The sequence below is a fragment of the Dyadobacter subterraneus genome, assembly GCF_015221875.1.
GTDB lineage: Bacteria > Bacteroidota > Bacteroidia > Cytophagales > Spirosomataceae > Dyadobacter > Dyadobacter subterraneus.
This window is the reverse complement of sequence record NZ_JACYGY010000001.1, coordinates 2,297,286-2,317,723: the sequence shown is the minus strand read 5'-3', so window position 1 is coordinate 2,317,723 and position 20,438 is coordinate 2,297,286. Positions and strand designations below refer to the sequence as shown.

Genomic DNA, 20,438 nt, shown 5'->3' with positions numbered 1-20,438 from the left:
TGTTCCGGGCAAAACTACTTATCTTCGCTATTAAAAAAGCAGTAGTAATATAAAGGATAGTACTATCCTTTATAATAGTTATCATTATGAACCTTGAAGATTGTAGCCCTGGCAGCGCGCAGGAAAATTCCTGCGCTATTTATCTCAGATCAATTGCAGACACGTTTTATGCTATTGGCGGAAAATGGAAATTGCAGATCATTGTGGCCTTGTCGGAAGGGCCGTTAAGATTCAATGTTCTTCAGCGCAAACTTGGTAATATCTCTCCTCGCGTACTGTCAAATGAGCTGAAAGATCTGGAATTAAATGGTTTTATACATCGTAATGTTACGACTGCTGCTACCCCTGTAATCGTGGAATACCAGTTAGCTCCCTATAGCAGTTCGCTTAGGGAGGTTGTTCAGGCGATGATCCGCTGGGGAATCGGTCACCGGGAGAAAATAATAATTAATCACCCTAAATAAAGGGTTGATTTTGCTTTCGGGTTATTTTGGCACAATGAGTGTTTTGGCCGCCTGGATATAAGTCTTAACGACACCCAAACGACTTGCAGCCAACCTAATGACATGTTTTATTCCTCTATTTCTAAATCTAATAATGGCGTATGAATTGGCAGGAAGGTCTTAAGCTGGCGCAGAACCACTAGATACCAGGGTGGCCTTTTGAGTTTATAGTCCGCGGGTTCAGCTGGTGTGCTGCTCGCTGTCAAAAGGCCCAAGAGCGTGTAGGTTTCAGCCGGTGGCTGGCGGGCTTTAAAATCTTTCAGTTCTATATTTGCCTTAACAGGTTCTGCGCAAGGATCGATTACTGGTAAGATCAGCGTTTTGTTATCTTCGCTTCTGGCCGTCGTAATGTCCAGACTATATTCAACGCCGCTTTGAACAGGTCCTGCCTAGCTGCATTAGAACGCTATCTGCGGATTTTAATCTGATAGAAAAAAAATGGCCGAACCCATCGACACCAGAGAAATTCTTGCAATCAAAATCCAGGATTGAACGGCATTGGTAGTGTTAATCATCTGGTCACAGCTGCTAAGCTGGCAAAATTGAGGAAAATATCTTTGTCAGATACCTAACCTAAAAATTTACCGTTTACTTGTCAACAACCATGGTGACCATACCTCTTGCTGGAATAATTACCCTTATGCCATTTTTTGTCAAGGCAGATTTCGCTTTTAAGGTCATATAATCTGACGGACCGCCAGCTAGGCCTAACGGTCCAGAGCCGTTGATCAATACTTTTCTTGAAAACTCGCCATTGTCACTGCTCCCTTCAAGACTATACCAATAGTAACGGTCACCTTTTTTTAGATTTTCAAATTTCACCTCAACACTCTGAGAAAAGTTAGAAATATTGACAAGCGTTACATTTGCTTCTCCGGAAGAGAATGTGGAAGCATAGGATTTAATGGCGGTATTTCCTGCTTGCACCACGGATTTCACCAGTCTGTCTCCGATGGTTTTTTGAAGAAAATAAAGGTAATAAAATGAGGGTCTTGGTGTCCATTTGGCCACGTTTGGCTCATTGCCGTCACTAAAAAGCCCATGATCATCTCCATCAGCCCAGAAATTGAGCAGATCCCACCGGGCGGCAAGACCATATTTATTGACAAGCGATTCGCCAACAACAAGCGCGGCGAAAACACCGCTGACATTGGAAACCTGTTGTTTGGAGCTTTTGGCCCACATGTTCCATTCGGTCATCGCAATGGGTTTTACCGCAGCCCCACTTGAAGTAATGGTTTGGGTAACATAATTCATCATTTTTGCCGGCTGGGAAAGTGCAGCGTCCAGAATAACCGCGGCAGTCGAATTTTGCTCGTAGGGTGTAAAATAATTATGGACAATGTAAAAATCCGGTTTATCAGCTGCCTCGGTAAGCATTCCCCCGTTCCATGTTTTGACGGTGTTGGTCTGCCAGGATTCAGGCTCTGATTCGTACATGACAGCACCAATACTGATTTTTGCACCTACTTCCGCAGCCGCCTTCCGCATGGAATCGGCAAAAACTTTGAAGTGCTGCGCGTAAAGTTTGCCGGTCAAATATTCAGGCTGTCCATCCTTATTTTTCGAAACATCAATGCGGTATCCCCACTCCCAGTCGCCATAATTTTCGTTACCGATTTCCCAGTACTGTGTCCGCCCTTTATCATATCGTACCCAATCGGCTGCAAGATGCGCGGCTGTTGCTACCGGATTGGCACTTGTTCCGTAACGGGCATAACCATAATTCATGGTCAACACGCCTTTGCTACCGCTTTGTCGCAGCACATCATAATAATTATCCAGCGACGCGCGCCAGTTATCATTTGTTTTTCCAAAACCATAACCCGGGTCTTTTTTAGTGTTATCTTTATCGGTTAGCAAAGTCGGGACATCTGCTGGTAATGAACCGGGCTTTGCATTCCAGAAGTAAACATCGCTTCCGCTTCCTGCCGGAAAACGGATGATGTTAGGTTTCAGATTGGTAATATGGTTCATAAAAACAGGCTCGGTTACCATCGGCGTCATCCAGGTATTGGCATTGTGGCCAAAACTGGTCGGTAGAATTTTAGTCATGACTTCCGAGGCATCGACCGTAACCGTTACAGCTGCTGACGCAGGGATATCAGACTGGGTAAAACCCGGGACCATGAAAGTCTTGGGCAGCCAGCTGTCTATAAAAAGTCCCATGGTCTTGGCATTTTCCGGATCTTTTGCAGGTTTTATCTGCTGATCCGTTGGCTTGGGATCCTGTGAAATCACATCTGTCTTTTTACAGGAAAAAATAAGAATCATTAGCCATAAGGGCAGCATGATTCTTGATAAATATTTCTTTGCAACCCGCATCGTTGAATTGATTTTAAGCCGGCGGTCAGCCAGCATTATTTAGGTAAGGGCGTAGGAATAGTAGAAGCAAAAGGTACCAAAGGTACCCTTTGCCTATTCTTAGAGAGGGTAAGCGTAAATTATCTCAAACCAATATGATCCAGGTAAACAGAGCCAGACCAGCCCGTTTCCTGAAACATTAATTCTGTGATCGTGGCAGGATTTCCAAGATCAGACTTACTAAGTTTATATTCCGTCCAGACCCCTTCTTTCAGGATAATTACAAAAGGACTTGCTGTATTGGCAACTACGTTCAGTTTTTTCCCTTCTGTTCCCGGAAGACCAAATACTGAGAAAGTAATCTCTGAATAACTGGCCGTCGCAACACTTGCGCCTGCAAATTTCAAAGCGCCCCAGGCACCGGTGAACGTCATTTTTGCAGCATTGTTACCTTCCCGGACGTTGTCAGTACTGGCAAAATCTGCCGTGCTTCCCCATCCCCAGTTTGACCAGCCGTTCATTAGGGCATCTTCATAAATGGCATATTTTAACGGCGCAAGATCAGGCAGGTCTCCAACAAATTTTAAAGCATCCGCCGATTCAATTGTGATACCTGAATAAGCAACCAATGTAACAATTCCTTTATTAGCTGTTTTAGGGATTTTTATCACGAGTTGCGCAGCAGTTTTTGATACAAACTCAGTAACAGGCGCTGTCAGACCTTTTAGTAAAACCCCTTGTACCAGGTCCAGATTTGTACCGGTAATAGTCAGCTCTTTTTCTCTTTCAGCGGGATTTGGCGCTATTGATTTCAGCGTTGGCAAGGCAATAACCAGATCCTTTTCCGTTTCAATGGTCAAAGGCTCTGTACCACCCGCTGAAAAAATAAGCGGCCCGGTCTGCGCGCCAAAAGGGACGGTTACTACCAATTCGTTTAAAGTTTGGCTTACGAATTTAATGACGGCCGTGTCTTTTGCAAAACGCACTTCTTTGATCCAGTTTAGATATTGACCTTTGATGGTAATATTTTCACCGGGACGCGCCGATACCGGTACTGACTCAATTTTAACAGCAACCTCAAAACTCAAAATTGTTTTAGACACAATATCTCCCGCAGAAGTTTTCAAAGTAACTGTTCCTTCCGATGTCTCATTGGGTACAACCAAAACGATCAGTTCTGAAGACTGCTTCACAAAAGCAGAACTTGGCACCGTCGCATTTTTAAGTTCGATGGCCGTTACTTTATCAAGATTAGTACCAATAAAACTGATCTGCTCACCAGGTTTTACACCGGAGGGACCGAAACTTAAAAGCTTAACTTCATTGGTTTTAGTAACATCATCTTCCTTGCAGGCCATGAAAATACCTGCAAACATGATCACGCACAGGATGCTGAAAAACCGCTTGTTACTTACCTTTTTCATGTTGATATCTGGACAGGGCTATTTTTTAATTGTTTTTGGAACGACACGGAAATTGTCTAGCGAAATGTCCGCATCAAGATCTCCTCCTCCATGAAATAACAACCTGGTATAATAGCCAGCCGGACTTACCGCCATTTTCACACCGGCCGCTTCGTAGCTTGCAGCAATTTGTTCAAAAGGTATAATTACTGTCCTCCATTCCCCTTTGGTGTCATATGGCGGGGCCCATTGGTAAGCATCTGTGACAAAATCCTTGCTCAATCCTACATTGATTTTCAACATGTTATTATTGTAAGGCTTCACCGTATTCACCTCAAATTTCAGGTTGTAATCGGAAGGTTTAAGAATCGCTTCGTCGGGTACGTTTTTGCTGATCGCACCCATCGCATCCGGAGGGCCGCCGGCAACTTCTTTCCATGCCCATCCGGCAATAGCCTCCTTAACCCGGATATAATTTCCATTAATAGCCACCGGATCACCTTCTGCTGGTTTGGTAACCACGTACTTCTCATTCCACCAGCCTGTAAAAGGATCGCTGCTCAAGAAAATATTGCGGTTATCACGAAACCAGAAATCTGATTTTGTTTCTCCAAAATTGGTGATTACCGTAATTTGTCCGGCCGCAGCGCCTGCGGGTACACGTACTCTTATCGTTTTGGCTTCAACAGAAACAATCTCACCCTTTGCACCACCTGCAAACGTAACGGTCAAAGGCTCATAAAAATAATCTCCGCTGATGGTCGCAACTTCACCCGCAGCAACATATTCACAAGCCATACTGGCCAAAACAGGCTCACTGATCTGCACTATAAAATCGTGTTCCAGAACCGCTCCGCCCGAAAATACGATCTTCATCTTGTTGGTAATATCCTTCGGAATTACGCTAGGGATACTGACCAGAATGGATTTGCTGGTTACATAAGTTGGCGTCAAGGTGGCCCGCTGGTCATTGAACCAAATTTCCGAAGCGTCCTGTAAATTCTCACCCACAATCGCAATCAAGGTCCCCTGAAAAGCACCTACCAAAAGCGAGTCAGAAGATTCAGGTTTTGTAACACGCACGTAGCTGATACTCGGAGCACCGCCATTTGGCAGATCATCTTCCGAACAGGAAATTGTAAAAACGGCTGTTGCGCATACTATGGCAAACAGCACAGTGAATTGATATATCGTTTTCATTGAATGATTCTTTTTGATACAAAAACAGAAATTATTTTTTGTAATAATCAACTGCCGGTTTTTGAAGATTAGGCGCCTGGCTCAACTCTGCCGAAGGAATCGGCAATAGGAAATTTCCGCTGTTTGCAATAATCGTCCGCTCATTGGTCGCCCAGGATGTCTTGGTAAACGTCCAGGAAGTTGGATTTGGAAACTGATCCGGGGCGGTAAAGAAAAGACCACGGTCTTGAGCATTTAAGATGGCATAAGCCTTGGCCGGGTTGTAATAATGCAAACTGACCAGATCGTACCACGCCATGCCTTCCATCGCAAATTCGAGCGTTCTTTCTTTGAAAATTGCGTCAAAAGTCAAAGGATCTTCCACAGCAGGAAGGCCGGCTCGTGTATGCACCTTGTTGAAATAGGCAAGCGCGGTGGCATCGGCTGTAGAAGCGTTATTACCCAAAACCGCCTCAGCATAAATCAGATACATTTCCGCAAGACGCATCATATAGGTATCATTCCCATAATTTTGGGATGCGGAAAGCCCGCCAACATCCTTTGCTTTTCCTGTTATATATTTTTTGATCGAAACAAAATTATTATCGGTGCCTGTGAAAGGAAAAATCAGCTTTTGTTCCCCTCCCGGAATAGTCTGGGTAATTTCAGGATATGATGCACCGGGAAGCATGAAAGTCGCTTTTAATCTTTGGTCGAGCGTTCTTCCCTGCATACCGGTAGCCGTTGTTTTGATACCATCGTATTGGCTGATCATCCACCAGGTTGCACTTTTATCACCTCCCCAGCCGTCTCCGTTAGCAATGTCAGAACTGTAAGCCAGGTAAGCAGGAGATGTATTTTGTGTTCCATACGCGCCGGGAGAATAAACCCATTGCAGCGAAAACAAAGATTCCGGATTGTTATCATAAGGAAAAAGAAAAAGATCCGAATAGTTTTTCATCAAAGAAGCACCGCTTTTGGTGATTACCCTTTCCGCATAATATTTTGCGCTGTCCAAAAATGCCTGGTTTCTTTGTCCGGATCCGTTTGATTCCACACCTGAGCGGCTCAGATAAAATCTTGCCAGCATCCCTTCTGCTGACCATTTCGTAACCCTTCCGGTGCGTATCGGTGTTTCAGGAAGATCATCTGCCGCCAGACGCATTTCGCTGGTAATGAATTTCCACACACTCTCAGGTGTGTTGCGGGTAACTGTGGTATCAGACAAAAGTTTCAGATTATCTTCAATGACCGGAACAGCGCCCCAGTTCATCACCAAAAAACGGTACGCAAGTGCGCGGATAAAGCGGGCTTCTGCGATAGCCATTTTTTTAATGGTCGGCGAAACGGCTGCTCCGGCAAACTGGTTAATGTTATTGATTGCCAGATTGGATTGGCCTACTACAATAAAGAAAGATCTCCATGCCGCGCCGTTTTCTGGGGTATTTCCTGTGGTGTTGAAAAGCACATTACCCCGGTCGTTGTACGCAGAAAATGCAGTTCCGGCCCGAAAATCTCCCAGGTTATAGGATGCTTTATCATTGTAATCAAACCAGACTTTGCTGTACAGAAGCGCTGTGGCGGCAAGTACCTGATCATCTGTTTTATAAAAACTGGCATCTACGATCGAATCCTGTGGCGGTCTTTCCAGAAAGTCTTCAGAGCATGCCGACAAAATGAAAATCGGTATTAAAACCGCAATCCAGTAGTATATATGTTTTATTGGTTTCATGTTTTTCGAAAATTAAAAGTCTAGGCCCAAACTAAAAGTATAAACCGGCGTCAGCGGATAGCGCCCGTAATCAAGACCAATCGCCTGGTTGGAAGGGCTTGCATCTCTGGATACGTAGGCGCCGACCTCCGGATCAAAACCGGTGTATTTGGTAAATGTCAAAACGTTCTGCGCACCAAAGCTCACCCTGGCTCCTCTCACAATTTTTTGTTTTGACAAAAATGCCGAAGGCACATTATAAGTCAGCGACACGTTTTTCAACCGAATAAAAGAGCCGTCTTCCACCCATTTATCTGTATGACGCGTGAAGTTTCCATTCGGGCCGTTTGAAATCCTGGCTACATCTGTTCCCGGGTTGGCAAGTACAACTTCGCCGTTTTCGTTGGTAATAGGTTTTGCATAATCCATCGCATGAACCAGAAGATTCCGGCTCAAATTGATATTGCTTGCATTGGTATTAAGCTTGCCCAGATAATTATAGATGTCATTTCCATAAGTGCTGGTAAACAAAAGACTAAGATCAAAACCTTTGTAGGAAAATGTATTGGTCAGACCGGCGAACATTTTAGGCCAGGGATTACCAATGGCCGTCTGGTCATTTTCATCGATTTTCCCATCGCCGTTCAAGTCTTTAAACTTGACATCACCCACCCAGATATTGTCTACGTTTGTCGGAAGGCGGTTTCCGTTGTTATCGACAGGCACTGCGCTGGCATCAATTTCTGCAACGGACTGAAACAAACCTTCTTCCTTATATCCCCTAAAAAGCCAGGGTGCTTTTCCCACTTCTGAGCGCTGTGTCCAGTCCTGCATCCACCACGAAGTGCGGTCTACGAAAGCGCTTTCAGAGTAAAAGGATTTGATTTTTGTTTTGAAACTTGAAACGTTAAAACTTGTTTCCCATTTAAAACCTCCCTTGTTGATGTTGGTTGTATTGATCGTAAAACCAAAACCTTTATTTTGCAATGCACCGATGTTGACCGTAGGAGAACCAACCGCGCCGGTTCCATTGGTTCCCATATACCAGGGAAGCGGTTTTTCCATCAGCAGGTTATCTGTATTTTTGATATAGTAATCCAGCTCAAACTGGATGCGGTTATCAAGAAGGCCGACATTGATACCAAAGTTGTTGGTTTTGGTTTCTTCCCATTTAAGGCCAGGATTGCTGTATTTTGTGGGTAGAAATCCGGTTGAGGTTGGCGTCGCACCTGTTCCCATCGGAGAATAGATTCCGCCGCTTCCTCCCTGATTTCCTGTAATGCCGGTCTCAAATCTTAATTTCAGCTCACTGATGGCTGGTACATGGAAAAATGCTTCCTGAGAAAGCCGCCAGGCGGCCGAAACCGATGGAAAAAAGCCCCATTTATTATCCTTTCCAAAATTGGCAGAACCATCCCGGCGTACGGTTCCCATGACAATATATTTATCGGCATAATTGTAATTGAGCCTTCCCAGGTAGGATTCCATTGCCCAGTTGCCCGAACCACCCGAGTTGCTTGAAGTCAGCGCGTCACCCGCAGCCAGGTCATGAATATCGTTGGTAAGAAATCCTGTTCTTGTCGCGCCTACGTTTTTCCAGGCAGATTCCTGCGCCTCGTGGCTGACCATTACATTGATATTATGTTTGCCAAAGGATTTTACATACTCCAAAAGCTGGTTCCAGTTCCAGTAGGTGTTTGTTCCGGTCCCGTTGGTAAGGGAAGCAGATACATTTTTCGCCCAGCCAATTGAATAAGTCGGAATATAGTACTCAGAATTAGAATAGCCTACATTGGTATTAAAGGAAGATCTGAAATTAAGTCCTTTTGCAATTTCGATTCCCAGATTCAACCCGCCCAAAAACTGCCTTCTCAACAATTTATTGGTAGTAAGGTTGGCAATCGCAATCGGATTCACGGGCGCAAACTGATTTGCTCCGTTATTCAGATCCCCTCCACCCCATGAGCCGTCCAGATTTTTGACCGGCACCTGTGGAGTTAACTGCAAAGCACTGGCGATCACGTTTTCCTGGCTGGTGGTCAAATTATCATTCGTCTGGTTAAAGCTTAGATTCGCTCCCAGCGTCGCCCATTTTCTTGGTTTGTTATCCAGATTAAGACGAAAACCATAACGCTTAAAGCCCGATCCAAGTGCTACGCCATCCTGTTTGAGATATTCTCCGGACAGATAATAAGTTGTTTTATCATTTCCGCCGCTCAAACTCAGCTGGTGTTTGTTCATCGGGGCACTTTTGAAAAGCTCTTTTTGCCAGTCAGTTCCTTTGCCAAGCAAAGAAGGGTCCAGAAATTCGGTCGGGGTGTTTCCCCCGGCAAGCAGATGATACTCCCCCACCATCTGCGCATACTGCTGCAAATTCATCACTGTAAGCGGCTTTGGCGCAGTTTGCAAACTATACTGATAGCCATAAGAAATCTTGGTATCACCAGATTTTCCACGTTTGGTTGTCACGATCAGTACCCCGTTGGTAGCCCGCGAGCCGTATATAGCCGTAGCGGAAGGACCTTGAAGTACCTCAATGGATTCGATGTCAGCAGGATTCAGCCCTGCAAGCGGATTGGAAGAACTTTGGGATCCGTAAGCCACAGACTGCCCCGGAATCTGAACTCCATCAACGACGTAAAGCGGCTCATTGCTGCCACTAATCGAGTTTACACCGCGGATATTTACAGAAATACCACCTCCCGGCTGACCTGAATTTTGTGTTACATACACGCCGGCCGCTCTTCCTTGAATCGCTTGTTCGATCGTTGTATTTACGGTTCTGCCAATATCTTTTGCTGAAACCGAAGTCTGCGCCGTGGTAAGATCGGCCCTTTTCATTTGGCCATAACCGACTACTACAACTTCTTCCAGCGCTTTTGTATCAACCAAAAGCGTTATATCCAAAACACTTTTATTGCCAACCGGCACTTCTTTGGGCAAATAGCCAACGAAAGAAAATATCAAAACCGAGCTCGTACCCGGAACTGAAAGCGAAAATCTGCCATCGGCAGACGTTGTTGTTCCCTGGGGTAGACCTTTGATCACGATACTTACCCCTGGCAGCGGCTCGCCTTTTTCGTCAGTCACCCTGCCGGAAACATCAACGGCCGTTAAAAGATATCCGGACACTTTATTGGTCAGAAGATTGGTTGTTCCAAGGTCACTTTTTGCCAAGTTAGCGGCCGGCAAACTGCTCTGCGTGTTGGCGGGAACATTATTTTCTGCTGCCGGTTTCCTTTTTTTAACAACGATCGTTTTATCGATGATAGAATAACTCAGCGGCTGGTTTTCAAATACCCGGTCCAGAACAGATTTCAGTTCTTCTCCATTCACCCGGATATTTACAGGTAATGTATTTTTTAACAAGCGGTTGTTATACAGGAAATTATATCCTGTTTGCTTTCTTATTTCATTAAATACTTTTTCCAGACCGCTATTATTTTCGTTCAGTCTAACGGTTTGTGAATATACGCCAGCGCTGACCTGCATAAATGCTATCAAAAAAAGCAAAGCGGTGAGCTTCATAATTCGTCCTATTTTGAGTTTTGAGCCGTCAGGCACCACGCTCAGTATTGAGCAGGCGCGATCTGGAACTATGCGGGCAAAGCCGCATTGATAAAGTAAAGCATATTTCATACTTTTACGTTGTTGAGGTTAATGGTACATGTTTCGTGTTTCGCAATAAATACCGGGCTGGATTTTAACCTGAATCTTTGGGCTGCACTTTTTTCCTGCCAGGGAATCAAGTACAGCTGATTCCACTTCGGACTCCACTCCGAAGTGTTTTTTTTGGTCATCCTGCAAACTTCCGTCAGCTGTCGTCCATTTTTATGTTGGGTTTAAAATTTTAATCGAAGTTGTTACCTATCAGTTATTCCAAAGCACTCACCTCCACCTTTTTGTCTTTTACATTAAATCTCACTCCGCCGCCTTCTTGCAGAATATTCAGTACACTTGAAATGGCCACTTTTTTAGACACATAACCTGTAAACTGATCCTGCGGAAGCGGTCCTATATAGACAACATCCAGATCATACCACCGTGAAAGCTGGCGCATCACTTCCTCAATATTGGTATCCTTAAATTTGAAGTAACCTTTCTGCCAGGCCACTGCGCTTTCTGTATCTACTTTTTCGACGGCAATGGCGGCCTGTTTCGGTTTTACGATGGACTGTTCGCCTGGTTTCAATTTCACCGCTTCCAAAGAAATCTTTCCGTTTGCAATGGTAGAAACCTTCACACTTCCTTCCAGCAGAGTTGTTTTCACAACAGACTCATCCCGGTAAGAATTGACATTAAAATGGGTTCCGATCACTTCAATGATCTGGTTATTTGAAACGACCCTGAAAGGAACCCGCTTTTTATTCAGACTGACTTTGGCCACTTCAAAATATACCTCTCCGGTGATTTCAACTTTTCTTTCATCCGCACTGAAAACTGCCGGAAACCGGATGGACGAAAGAGAATTCAGCCAAACCTTTGTACCATCCGAAAGGCTGATCTGATATTGACCGGCTTTGGGTGTGGTGATCTGATTGTAGATTCCGGCTTTATTGTCAATGCCGCCACCATCTTCCAAGTGCTTTCCATAAACCAACTGACCGTCGGTTACTTTATTGATGTTGATACCAGACTGGCTTGCGATTTGTCCCTCACCGGCTTCGTTCAAATTGATAACAGACCCATCCGCAAGCGTCAGCATAGCTTTATTTCCGCCCGGAGCCGCATCGGTTGCAAGTGTCTGACTGGCAATATTTTTGCTCTGTTTTGATTTTCGCAGCACGGTATAATAACTTCCGATTCCTATCAGCACCAATACTGCGGCGACAGCAAACCGGCGGAAATACCACCAAAGACTTACAACACTGGCTTGCTGATCATTTTCATAATCAAAAACCTGTTCCTGCTCGATTTTATTGATACGGCCTTCTATTTTTCGGATCAGATCAGCATGTGCATTTGGACTGACAGGATCTGCATAGTTTTTTAAAAGAAGCTGATAGCGGTCCATCACATTCCGCGCTTCAAGAGGGGAAATAGAATTAAACCAACGCAGAAACGCCTGATGCTCTTCTTCGGTATGGCGGTTTTGCGCATACTTTTCAAGAAAGGGGTAGTAATTTTCTTCCATATACTGAGAAGACGGATTGCCCCGGCAAAAGAACCCCTTGCTATTGAAATTATTTTTACTTTTTTTTGAACTTATTGAATACCAGACAAGAAATACATGAAAATAACCATATCTGTTGTCATTTCCCCATGTTTTCTTAGGTAATCTTTTACAAAGCTGGTCGCCGCATAAAGCTGTTTTTTTACAACGGACTTTGAGATTGAAAGCTTTGCGGCAATCTCGTCGAGCGATAATTCCTCTTTTGTTTTAAGTTCAAAAATCTGTTTCCTTTTTTCAGGAAGCTGACTTATAGCATCTTGTGCAAGTTGAAAATATTGACCGTAGATAATGTCTGAGTCGGTCTGATCTGTGCTTTCCTCAGAAAAAGGGCCCGTCAGATTCCGATATCTGTTTTCTGTCTGCTCTCTGCGCAGATGATCCATCAAAAGATTTTTTGCGGTTTTAAAAATATAGGGCTGGAAGGATTGTACATACAAAAGACCTTCTTTTTTCTCCCAGATCTTTACAAAAACATCCTGAACAATTTCTTCACTAAGCTCCCTTGATCTTGTAAAAAGAAAAACATACCGGATTAATGAAGAGAGATGACAAGTATACAAACTTGCAAAAGCCTCTCTGTCGCCGCCTGCGCAGCGCTCCAAAAGCCCTCTCTCTTCTGTAAATTCGGTCATGGGTTGATTAGCCGTCAAAATATTTTCATGCATTGAAATATAAAATCATTAAGCTGGCGATCAGGATTCAATATCCTTGTCATAAAATAAAATCAAATATTATATTTATTCTGCAATTAGTTCTATTCAATAGAAAAAAACTGTATTAAAGTGGAAAGAAAATACGAGCAACAATCTCCTCAATCATGCAGCAGTGTATTTATAATGGATAAAAATGTATTATAGAACAGACAGTGGTCATCACATAATTTTTAATGTCGGCGGGTTTACGGGATCATCAAAGTAAGCATGGGTCTATTGGTTGCTAATGGATTTCTAATTTCTGCAATAAAGAACAAGTCGCTAAAAGGGAATGTGCGCTCTGTAAAAATTAAATCATAAGCAAAGGTGGTACCACTCTTATACTAGCCATCTATCATCTTGAAAAGGTTTGACTGGTACCGTTCCTGATTGACAGAGGGGAAATTGATAAATTTTTCAAGGGGTCTATGCTGAATGACTGCAAAAATTTCAGATAAGTATCAAAAAAACAAGAATTACGGATTAAGGCGCCATAAGTTTTGGAATTCAGACTAAGTTCATTTTATACTTTGGTAGCATTTATCAAATGAAAGCTTTCCCATTTCTTTGCCTTGCTGATGGGTAAGCATATTTGAAATGCATCCGGGCATTCAATAGCTGCAAATTAAGGCCCTCTCTCAAACAAATCCAGATAAAAGATTATTGAAATTGCAGAAAAGCGAGTCGTTCAAATACACATAGTTTGCAAAAAAATTAGGTTATCCCAGCACAATACTTTGCGTTAGGATAACCTTCTCAGATTGAGCAGAATGGCAATTTAAAATGATTATTTTCTGGCGACCTGTGTATTATTCTGCGATGTACCGGCCACATAGTAAAGTTCGGCTACCGTTTTCTCATAACTGGAAATTAGCTCAGCCATCTTAAGTCTCATATCAATGAGCTTGGTTTCGCGGCTGTTGATCAAAAAAAGTGTACTTTCTCCCAGTTCAAATTTGGAAAGTTCTCCCCGAAGCAATAGCTGCTGATTATCAATACTACTCGACTGGATAGCAAGCTGAACTTCGTATGCTTTTAACTTATTGTAAGCATTAAGAATGCTGGTCGAGATCTCTCTTCCGGTCTGCTGAAGATCATAATCCAGCGCCATTTGTTTGACCTTGATCTCCCGAAGTTTCCCCCGCTGTTCACGTAAAAACAAAGGAAATGAAAAATCGACCCCTATTTTATAATTGCTCCATTGGAGCTGGTAATTATCAGCAACCTGCGCACCAAAAGCAGTCCGGCTGGTCAGCAGTGATCCGCTCACACTGAGTTTGGGCTTTAACATTTCTCTTCGGTAATTCCCTTCCAGTTGCAGCTGCAAGCCTTTGTTTTTCAGCATTAATATCTCAGGATGATCATTGGCTGCATTACTAAGCAGAGTATCAATCTGCCTTCTGCTGGAGCTGATCGTATTTTGGTCGGGATTCTGCGGAACACTATACTCAGGCAGCTCCATTGGCTCAGTCTTATCACTCCAAAGGTGGTTTGAAAGTACCAGCCTTGCATTCAAAAGCTCCACCTTGATCTTTTCCAGCTGCAAACTGCGTTCCTGAAAAGTGATGGCGGCTTCCACTGAATCAATGGGCGGCTTGTCCCCAATCAGTGTTTGATTTTTTAAAGCTTGAAATCTGGTATAAGCAAGATCCGCACCTTCCCTGATTAGTCCATACTGCCGGTGCGCATAAAACCAGTTCCAGTAGTCCTTCACGGCATCAAACCAAACTTTGTTAATCTGTTTGATCTGCTCAGCTTCCGCGTAATTGACCATGACTCTGGATTGGCGCAGGGTATTTCTTCTGGCATCAATCAAAAAGCCCTGACCCAACGGAATGGCAATTCCGATTCCTGTAAGACCTGGCACGCCAGTCTGCGTTTCCGGATTGGTGTAGGTTCCCACAAAACGGTCATATCCAATTTTCAAATCGGCTCCTGCAAGCCAAAGCGGAACCTTCAACTCATTTGACCAATTGTTATAATATTCGGTATTGCCAAAAGTCTTTCTGGCAAAATGACTTTTTAAAGCCGGATCAAAGCTCCCCCAGGCCTGCATTACTTTTGCCCTGGCTTCTTCACTTAAAAGACCAGCCTGTTTAACAATCGGATGATTAAAAAAAACAATTTCTTCCAGATCTTTCAAAGCGAATACCCGGGTCGAATCAGCCCCTTGTTTTTGCTGCGCTAAGCTTTCTGAAAAAGCGGTAGCAAGCAAAAAAAGCAGACAGACAATGAGTATTTCTTTATATGTATGCTTCATTGTAAGCAATTTAAAATTCAATATAAAACTTATTTGGCGCCCACCTGCACGTCCGGTTCCGCTTCCAGACTTGGCGGGAAACCATTTAGCTGACGCCAGATTTCATACCATAACGGTACTGACCGGAGTATAACCCGTCCATAAACACCCGACCCTTGCCTTAATTGAAGCGGCCAGGGCTGGTCATTGGCCGGCACAGGGTTTGTCGGCCGGACCAAAAGGCGGTATTTTCCACCCTGGCTGCTTACCAGATCGATGACAGATACCTTACCCGAAAACGTGCCGACAGCCACTGAGGGCCAGCCCGAAAACTGAACCGATGGCCAGCCTTCAAACTGGATCCTTACTTCACTGTTATTCAATATCAAGGGAACATCCATGGCATCTACGTAGATCTCTGCGGCAACCTGAGGGGTTTCAGGCTGGAGTGTGGCGATTGACTCCCCTTCTTTTATATTCTCGCCAATCCCTGCCTTCAATGTTTTGACAACAAAACCAGTTTGCGGAGCCCTGACTACATACAAACCTCTCCGGATATTGGTATTGGATATCTCATTTCTAAGCTTGGAGATCTCACCCTGCGCGCCGACTTTGCTGGAAAGTGCAGAGCTCATATCAGACTGCGCCTTGGCAAGCGACTGTTGATACTCTGCCTGAATGTTATCCAGCTCAATGCGCGCATTCAGCAGTGACTGCACAGAATTATTCAGCTTATTCTGCTGACTGATCACTTTGGCATTATCTTCCTGAAGCTTCAACCTGCGGGATTCGATATCAGTCAGTGAGAACAATCCATTTGTATAACCGGCTTCATAACGCGCCAGCCGGGACTTGCTGATCTCATAAAACTTCTGGACTGCTACCAGATCGGCGCTGTCGATGTCCACATAATTTTCAGCCTGCCGCACCTTGTTTCTCGCCGAATTCAGTTTGATATACAAACCTTTTGTCATGGCCCTGATCTGCGCCGAGGTCGCCTGCATTTTTTGGGAGGCCGCATCCTCACTGCCTACTTTGGCAGCCAGCTGCTCCTGCAGTCGAACCGGCAGTTCGGGGTCAAAATAGGACTGGCTGGTTTCTGAAATAATCAGGATCGTATCGCCTTTCTTCACTTTTTGACCTTCTCTGACAGCCCAGTGCTCAATTCTTCCACCGATCTGATTTTGGACGGTTTGCGGCCTGTCCTCCGGTCTTAGAGCCGTCACCCGGCCACGGCCGGGAATGGTCTGCCGCCAGGGTAAAAACAAAATAATAATAAAGATCACCAGCAGCAGCAGCATAACCCTGCCTAAAAGCCGTGGCCCTCTGGTTTCCAAGATTTCACGACTGGAAATTACGCCGAGCTCTTCCCATTTTCCCTCTTCGAAATAATTTTTCGTTTCACTGGTCAAGAAATTGTTGTTTTCACTAATCATGGCCCACCTCACTTTCTTCCAGTTCAAGGTCCGTCACAGCGGCCAGTTTTTCACTTCCTGTCACCATATCAAAAATTGTATTCAGGCTTGTCATAAATTTCTCTACTGCATAACTGATCTGCACGATAATAACTTCGGCAGCCACAAACTGCCCTAAGGTCATCTGGCGTTCCACCACATAAAAAGACCCCAGAAGCAGTAATCCTCCCATCAAAATCGTCCTAAGCGCGACCGAGCTTGCAAAAAACTTTTTCAGGATCTTAAAATGATCATTACGTGCCTTTAAATATTTAGCCGTAATCTGATCGGTACGGTAAATTACGTCTGTGAGCTTTTGGGGCTGATTTCGGTAATTGTCAAGATCAGCAGCCACCTCTTCAAGGTAGGCTACTACCTCATACTTGTGTTCAGATTCCTTAATACTGGTCTTGACAGCAATTTCGTAGAATAAAAAAAGCATCAGCAGTATCACCAATACTGTAAAAATACCAAAAAGCATAAAGACAGGGTGATAGAACGATAGCAGTATGGCAGCAAAAAAGATCTGCACCGCAGCTGCAACCACATCAACGAGCAGTTTGGTGAGCCCTTTCTGGATGGTTATTACATCAAAAAAGCGGTTTACCAGTTCTGCGGGATTTTCTCCCTCAAACTCCTTTTTTTTGATTCTTGGAAAACGGTAAGCGAACTCCACGGTTGCTTTGGCAAATATCTTCTGCTCAATCATCTCTACCAATGTGAGCTGTCCGATCAGCAGCAGACCTCCTACCGCAACACCTAATAAAACAATCCCGATTAAAATATAGGTTGAACTGTAAAGCGCACCATTGGAAAGAAAGTTAAAAACAGCTGTTGTGCCAAGCGGAAGTGTAAGACCGATAAGACCAATCAGGCCTGCATAAACAAAAATGTAATTGATTGTGGTCCGCTCCACGTAGAGCATACCCAAAAGCCGTTTCCAAGGAGTTGGCGTATCGGCTTTATGTTTCTTTTTCATCAGGAGTGCCGGGTTAAATCGTGTACCATAAATTTTTTATTTTTAATGGAGTAATGCCACATATCCATTACATCCGGCGCAAAAATGAGCCCGAGTTATGAGAATGAGCTAAGAATGGGATTAGAATCTGATTAGCAGCAGGTGCATTCGTTTCCAGGATTTTAAATCAGAATCATTTTATAAAGCGCAAGGGCTTGAACTTTCCTGGATCACTGCGTGCTGTAAGAAGCGCTGTTTCTTGTAAAATTTTCATAGTAAACTAAGATTTATCGGATGAGTAGTGAACTGATCTCAGTTAGCTAAAAATTTGTGCCATTAAAATTCGATGGTCATTTTCTTAACAAAAGAGCTGCTTGCCTGAATCCTAATTATCAAGGATTCAGATTTATACTGGCATGTAAAGTTTTAAGTCCGGAAACTCCCCCAAGCAGCTGGAGCTCTAAAATTCCAGCTCATCCAAAAAATATTTTATACCTCTAATAAGCCTGGAACATATTTTTGTAGAATTTGAGCAGATGTATATAAAACCAATTGGTCAGGTAACGCTATGAGGCTGGCCATTTGTGAAAAGCCGGTAGTCGATTATGAAAGCGCATATACAGCCAGGCGGTTATATGTTATACTTTATGTTCATCTCCCCGCGATGCAAACCCCGATTATTTGGACCATAAAGCGGCTGAGATTCAGCATCAGACTGAATACAGAATTAGCCCGTTGTCATCTATCTTTTAAGCTACTATTCTTACGATATACGAAGCGAGACAAGGGCTTTTACCCACTCCTGCTTTTGACATCTTGGGCACTTTAAACTCCCACTTTGGATGTGCTGAACATTGCCGCAAAAGCTGCAGGCATATTCACTTTCTTCGCTGATGTTTTTATGTTTCTGCTTATAAAGTTTGGGCATGACCGGTAGACCTGGCTTTACCTGCTGGTCTTCATAAAAAAGAAAACTTACATTGCCATTAGGTTCCAGAACTGCGGTGCGTACCTGCCCCAAATGCTCGATGCTTTGCTGGCGCATTTCAGAAAAGAACTCATCTTTCGCGTAAGTCTGATCGTCTGCATCCAGGTTAAACATACCGTCTTCAATGATATAAACAGGCTCACCCTCGAGCAAACCTTCAAACTTTTCATTTTTCATGGCAAACCAGGTGATCATCCTATAAAAGCCCAGTATGGTAATAAAAACCAGCAGAGCAGGTAAGATGGCGTTATCTTTGTTGGACATCGGATCGCCTGCGGCAGAGCCAAGTCCAATGATGATCGCTACTTCAAAAATCGAAAGCTGCCTGACGCCTTTCTTTCCTGAAATTCTTAAAAAAATCAGGATAACCGCAAACATGATAATGGTACGGATTACAATTTCAAGTGCAAATTCCCAGTCCAGGTCGTTGATAAACAATGATTGCCAATCCAAATGCGTAGCTGATTAAATGGTTGAATTCTTTTGTTGTAAAAAGAACCATACCAAGAAAACCGCAAATCTTAACTTCACTTCTGGCTGAAAGGATTCTGTTGCTAATAAATCGGTGGCAAGCATTCGCTCAACGCGTTATGTGTCATGACTGATCATGAGCGCCGCGCACTTGCCTTGGAGCAGAAATTAAATAAAACCGGTGAGCGTTCAACAGGTCCGGGTTATCTTATTGAGTGACTTTTCAAGACAGACTTAGCGCCAGGATACCAGCCAAAATCAAGATGCTGCCCAGAATTCTTCTGCGGGTATCACTTTCACTAAATACTTTCGAGCTTACCCATACACCCAGTACAATGCTTAGTTCACGGGCAGGGGCGACAACAGTTAGCGGAGCATATTTGAGCGCTTCCAAAACTAAAATGTAAGCCGCAGGGCTCAACAGGGAAATACCGGCAATGATCCATCCATGTAATTTGAATTCTGTTTTTAGCTGCGCTTTTTGCTTAACGATAAAAGGGAAAAGCAAAATAACGCCAAAACAATTGGTGCAGAAGGTAAGCAGAACCGGAGACAGCTTATAGCTTTTAATGCCAATAGCATCGTTAAAAGTGTATGCTGCAATGAAAAGGCCTGTAAAAGTACCGTATATTAATCCTGTGATGATTTGTTTATCGAGCTGTGTTCGTAATTTTAAACGGGTGATTACTAGTACGCCTGCAATGATGAGAACCAGCCCAGCCGCTGAGGGCCATTTCAGGGGCTCATGCAGGAATAAAATGGCTGCTACCGATGCAAACAAGGGCCCTGATCCCCGAGCCAGCGCGTATACAACCGAAAGATCAGCACTCCGATATCCTTTTTGCAAAAATATATTGTAACCAACGTGCAGCACCGCACTACTCAGGGAAAACCAAAAAAGCTGTTCTGTAAAAACAAAATCGCTGTTTTGAATTTTCATAAACAGTACCGGTGAATAGATAACCGTACTACCCAAGTATATCAGCCATATGAAAGGCGTTTTGCCCTTTGTTTTTTTTGCAAGCAGATTCCAGCATGCGTGAAGAACAGCGGCGGTCAGAACAAGTGATAAAACAGATAAGCTCATTTAAAGTACTCAGATTCAGATCACAGCATTAGACAGACGAGTAACGAAGTAACCGACCAGACACTCAATACCTACTTGCAGATCAATCAGGCTACCGATCACAATAGAAGGACCTGCTTTATTCAGCTGCTTTCAGTATCACAGCCGTTAAGATACCAAAGATTTGCTGAAGCAAAAACACTTTTGAGCGCGGCGCGTTCGGGACTAAAACGGTCATCCTAAACACAATTACCCAGTTCTTATATTTCAACGCGGCTTGCATATCTGTGGCCGTTT

13 protein-coding genes are annotated in these 20,438 nt (G+C 43.8%); 1 reads left to right on the top strand and 12 read right to left on the bottom strand.

All coding sequences use genetic code 11. From position 1 onward, the window contains the following. Positions 1 to 86 precede the first annotated feature (86 nt). Complete coding sequence (locus tag IEE83_RS09620) at positions 87 to 464, top strand: winged helix-turn-helix transcriptional regulator (protein ID WP_194120373.1); 378 nt, start codon at positions 87 to 89, stop codon at positions 462 to 464. A 627-nt stretch (positions 465 to 1,091) separates the two neighbouring features. Here IEE83_RS09620 and IEE83_RS09615 read toward each other — a convergent pair. From IEE83_RS09615 to IEE83_RS09560, 12 genes are all read right to left on the bottom strand, one after another. Further along, the gene (locus IEE83_RS09615) at positions 1,092 to 2,864 is read right to left on the bottom strand and encodes a hypothetical protein (protein WP_228101749.1); all 1,773 of its coding nucleotides are present in this window, start codon (positions 2,862 to 2,864) and stop codon (positions 1,092 to 1,094) included. 83 nt (positions 2,865 to 2,947) lie between these two features. Beyond that, the gene (locus IEE83_RS09610) at positions 2,948 to 4,231 is read right to left on the bottom strand and encodes a hypothetical protein (protein ID WP_194120372.1); all 1,284 of its coding nucleotides are present in this window, start codon (positions 4,229 to 4,231) and stop codon (positions 2,948 to 2,950) included. Between the two features lie 18 nt (positions 4,232 to 4,249). Beyond that, positions 4,250 to 5,410, bottom strand: coding sequence for a glycan-binding surface protein (locus IEE83_RS09605; RefSeq protein WP_194120371.1), 1,161 nt, complete (start codon positions 5,408 to 5,410; stop codon positions 4,250 to 4,252). 31 nt (positions 5,411 to 5,441) lie between these two features. After that, complete coding sequence (locus IEE83_RS09600) at positions 5,442 to 7,121, bottom strand: RagB/SusD family nutrient uptake outer membrane protein (RefSeq protein WP_194120370.1); 1,680 nt, start codon at positions 7,119 to 7,121, stop codon at positions 5,442 to 5,444. A 12-nt stretch (positions 7,122 to 7,133) separates the two neighbouring features. After that, positions 7,134 to 10,739: a TonB-dependent receptor gene (locus tag IEE83_RS09595; RefSeq protein ID WP_194120369.1), complete on the bottom strand. Its 3,606-nt coding sequence runs from the start codon at positions 10,737 to 10,739 to the stop codon at positions 7,134 to 7,136. Positions 10,740 to 10,974: 235 nt separating this feature from the next. Next, positions 10,975 to 12,234: a FecR family protein gene (locus tag IEE83_RS09590; RefSeq protein ID WP_194120368.1), complete on the bottom strand. Its 1,260-nt coding sequence runs from the start codon at positions 12,232 to 12,234 to the stop codon at positions 10,975 to 10,977. 71 nt (positions 12,235 to 12,305) lie between these two features. After that, positions 12,306 to 12,905, bottom strand: coding sequence for an RNA polymerase sigma factor (locus IEE83_RS09585; RefSeq protein WP_194120367.1), 600 nt, complete (start codon positions 12,903 to 12,905; stop codon positions 12,306 to 12,308). A gap of 847 nt (positions 12,906 to 13,752) precedes the next feature. Then, positions 13,753 to 15,225, bottom strand: coding sequence for a TolC family protein (locus IEE83_RS09580; protein WP_194120366.1), 1,473 nt, complete (start codon positions 15,223 to 15,225; stop codon positions 13,753 to 13,755). 29 nt (positions 15,226 to 15,254) lie between these two features. Beyond that, complete coding sequence (locus IEE83_RS09575; protein WP_194120365.1) at positions 15,255 to 16,640, bottom strand: HlyD family secretion protein; 1,386 nt, start codon at positions 16,638 to 16,640, stop codon at positions 15,255 to 15,257. Further along, complete coding sequence (locus tag IEE83_RS09570; protein ID WP_194120364.1) at positions 16,633 to 17,637, bottom strand: ABC transporter transmembrane domain-containing protein; 1,005 nt, start codon at positions 17,635 to 17,637, stop codon at positions 16,633 to 16,635. The genes IEE83_RS09575 and IEE83_RS09570 overlap by 8 nt, the downstream gene beginning before the upstream one ends. A 742-nt stretch (positions 17,638 to 18,379) precedes the next feature. After that, entirely contained in the window at positions 18,380 to 19,057 is a 678-nt protein-coding gene (locus IEE83_RS09565; protein ID WP_228101748.1) for a DUF421 domain-containing protein, read from the bottom strand. Positions 19,058 to 19,298: 241 nt separating this feature from the next. Next, complete coding sequence (locus tag IEE83_RS09560) at positions 19,299 to 20,162, bottom strand: DMT family transporter (RefSeq protein WP_194120363.1); 864 nt, start codon at positions 20,160 to 20,162, stop codon at positions 19,299 to 19,301. Positions 20,163 to 20,438: the final 276 nt, after the last annotated feature.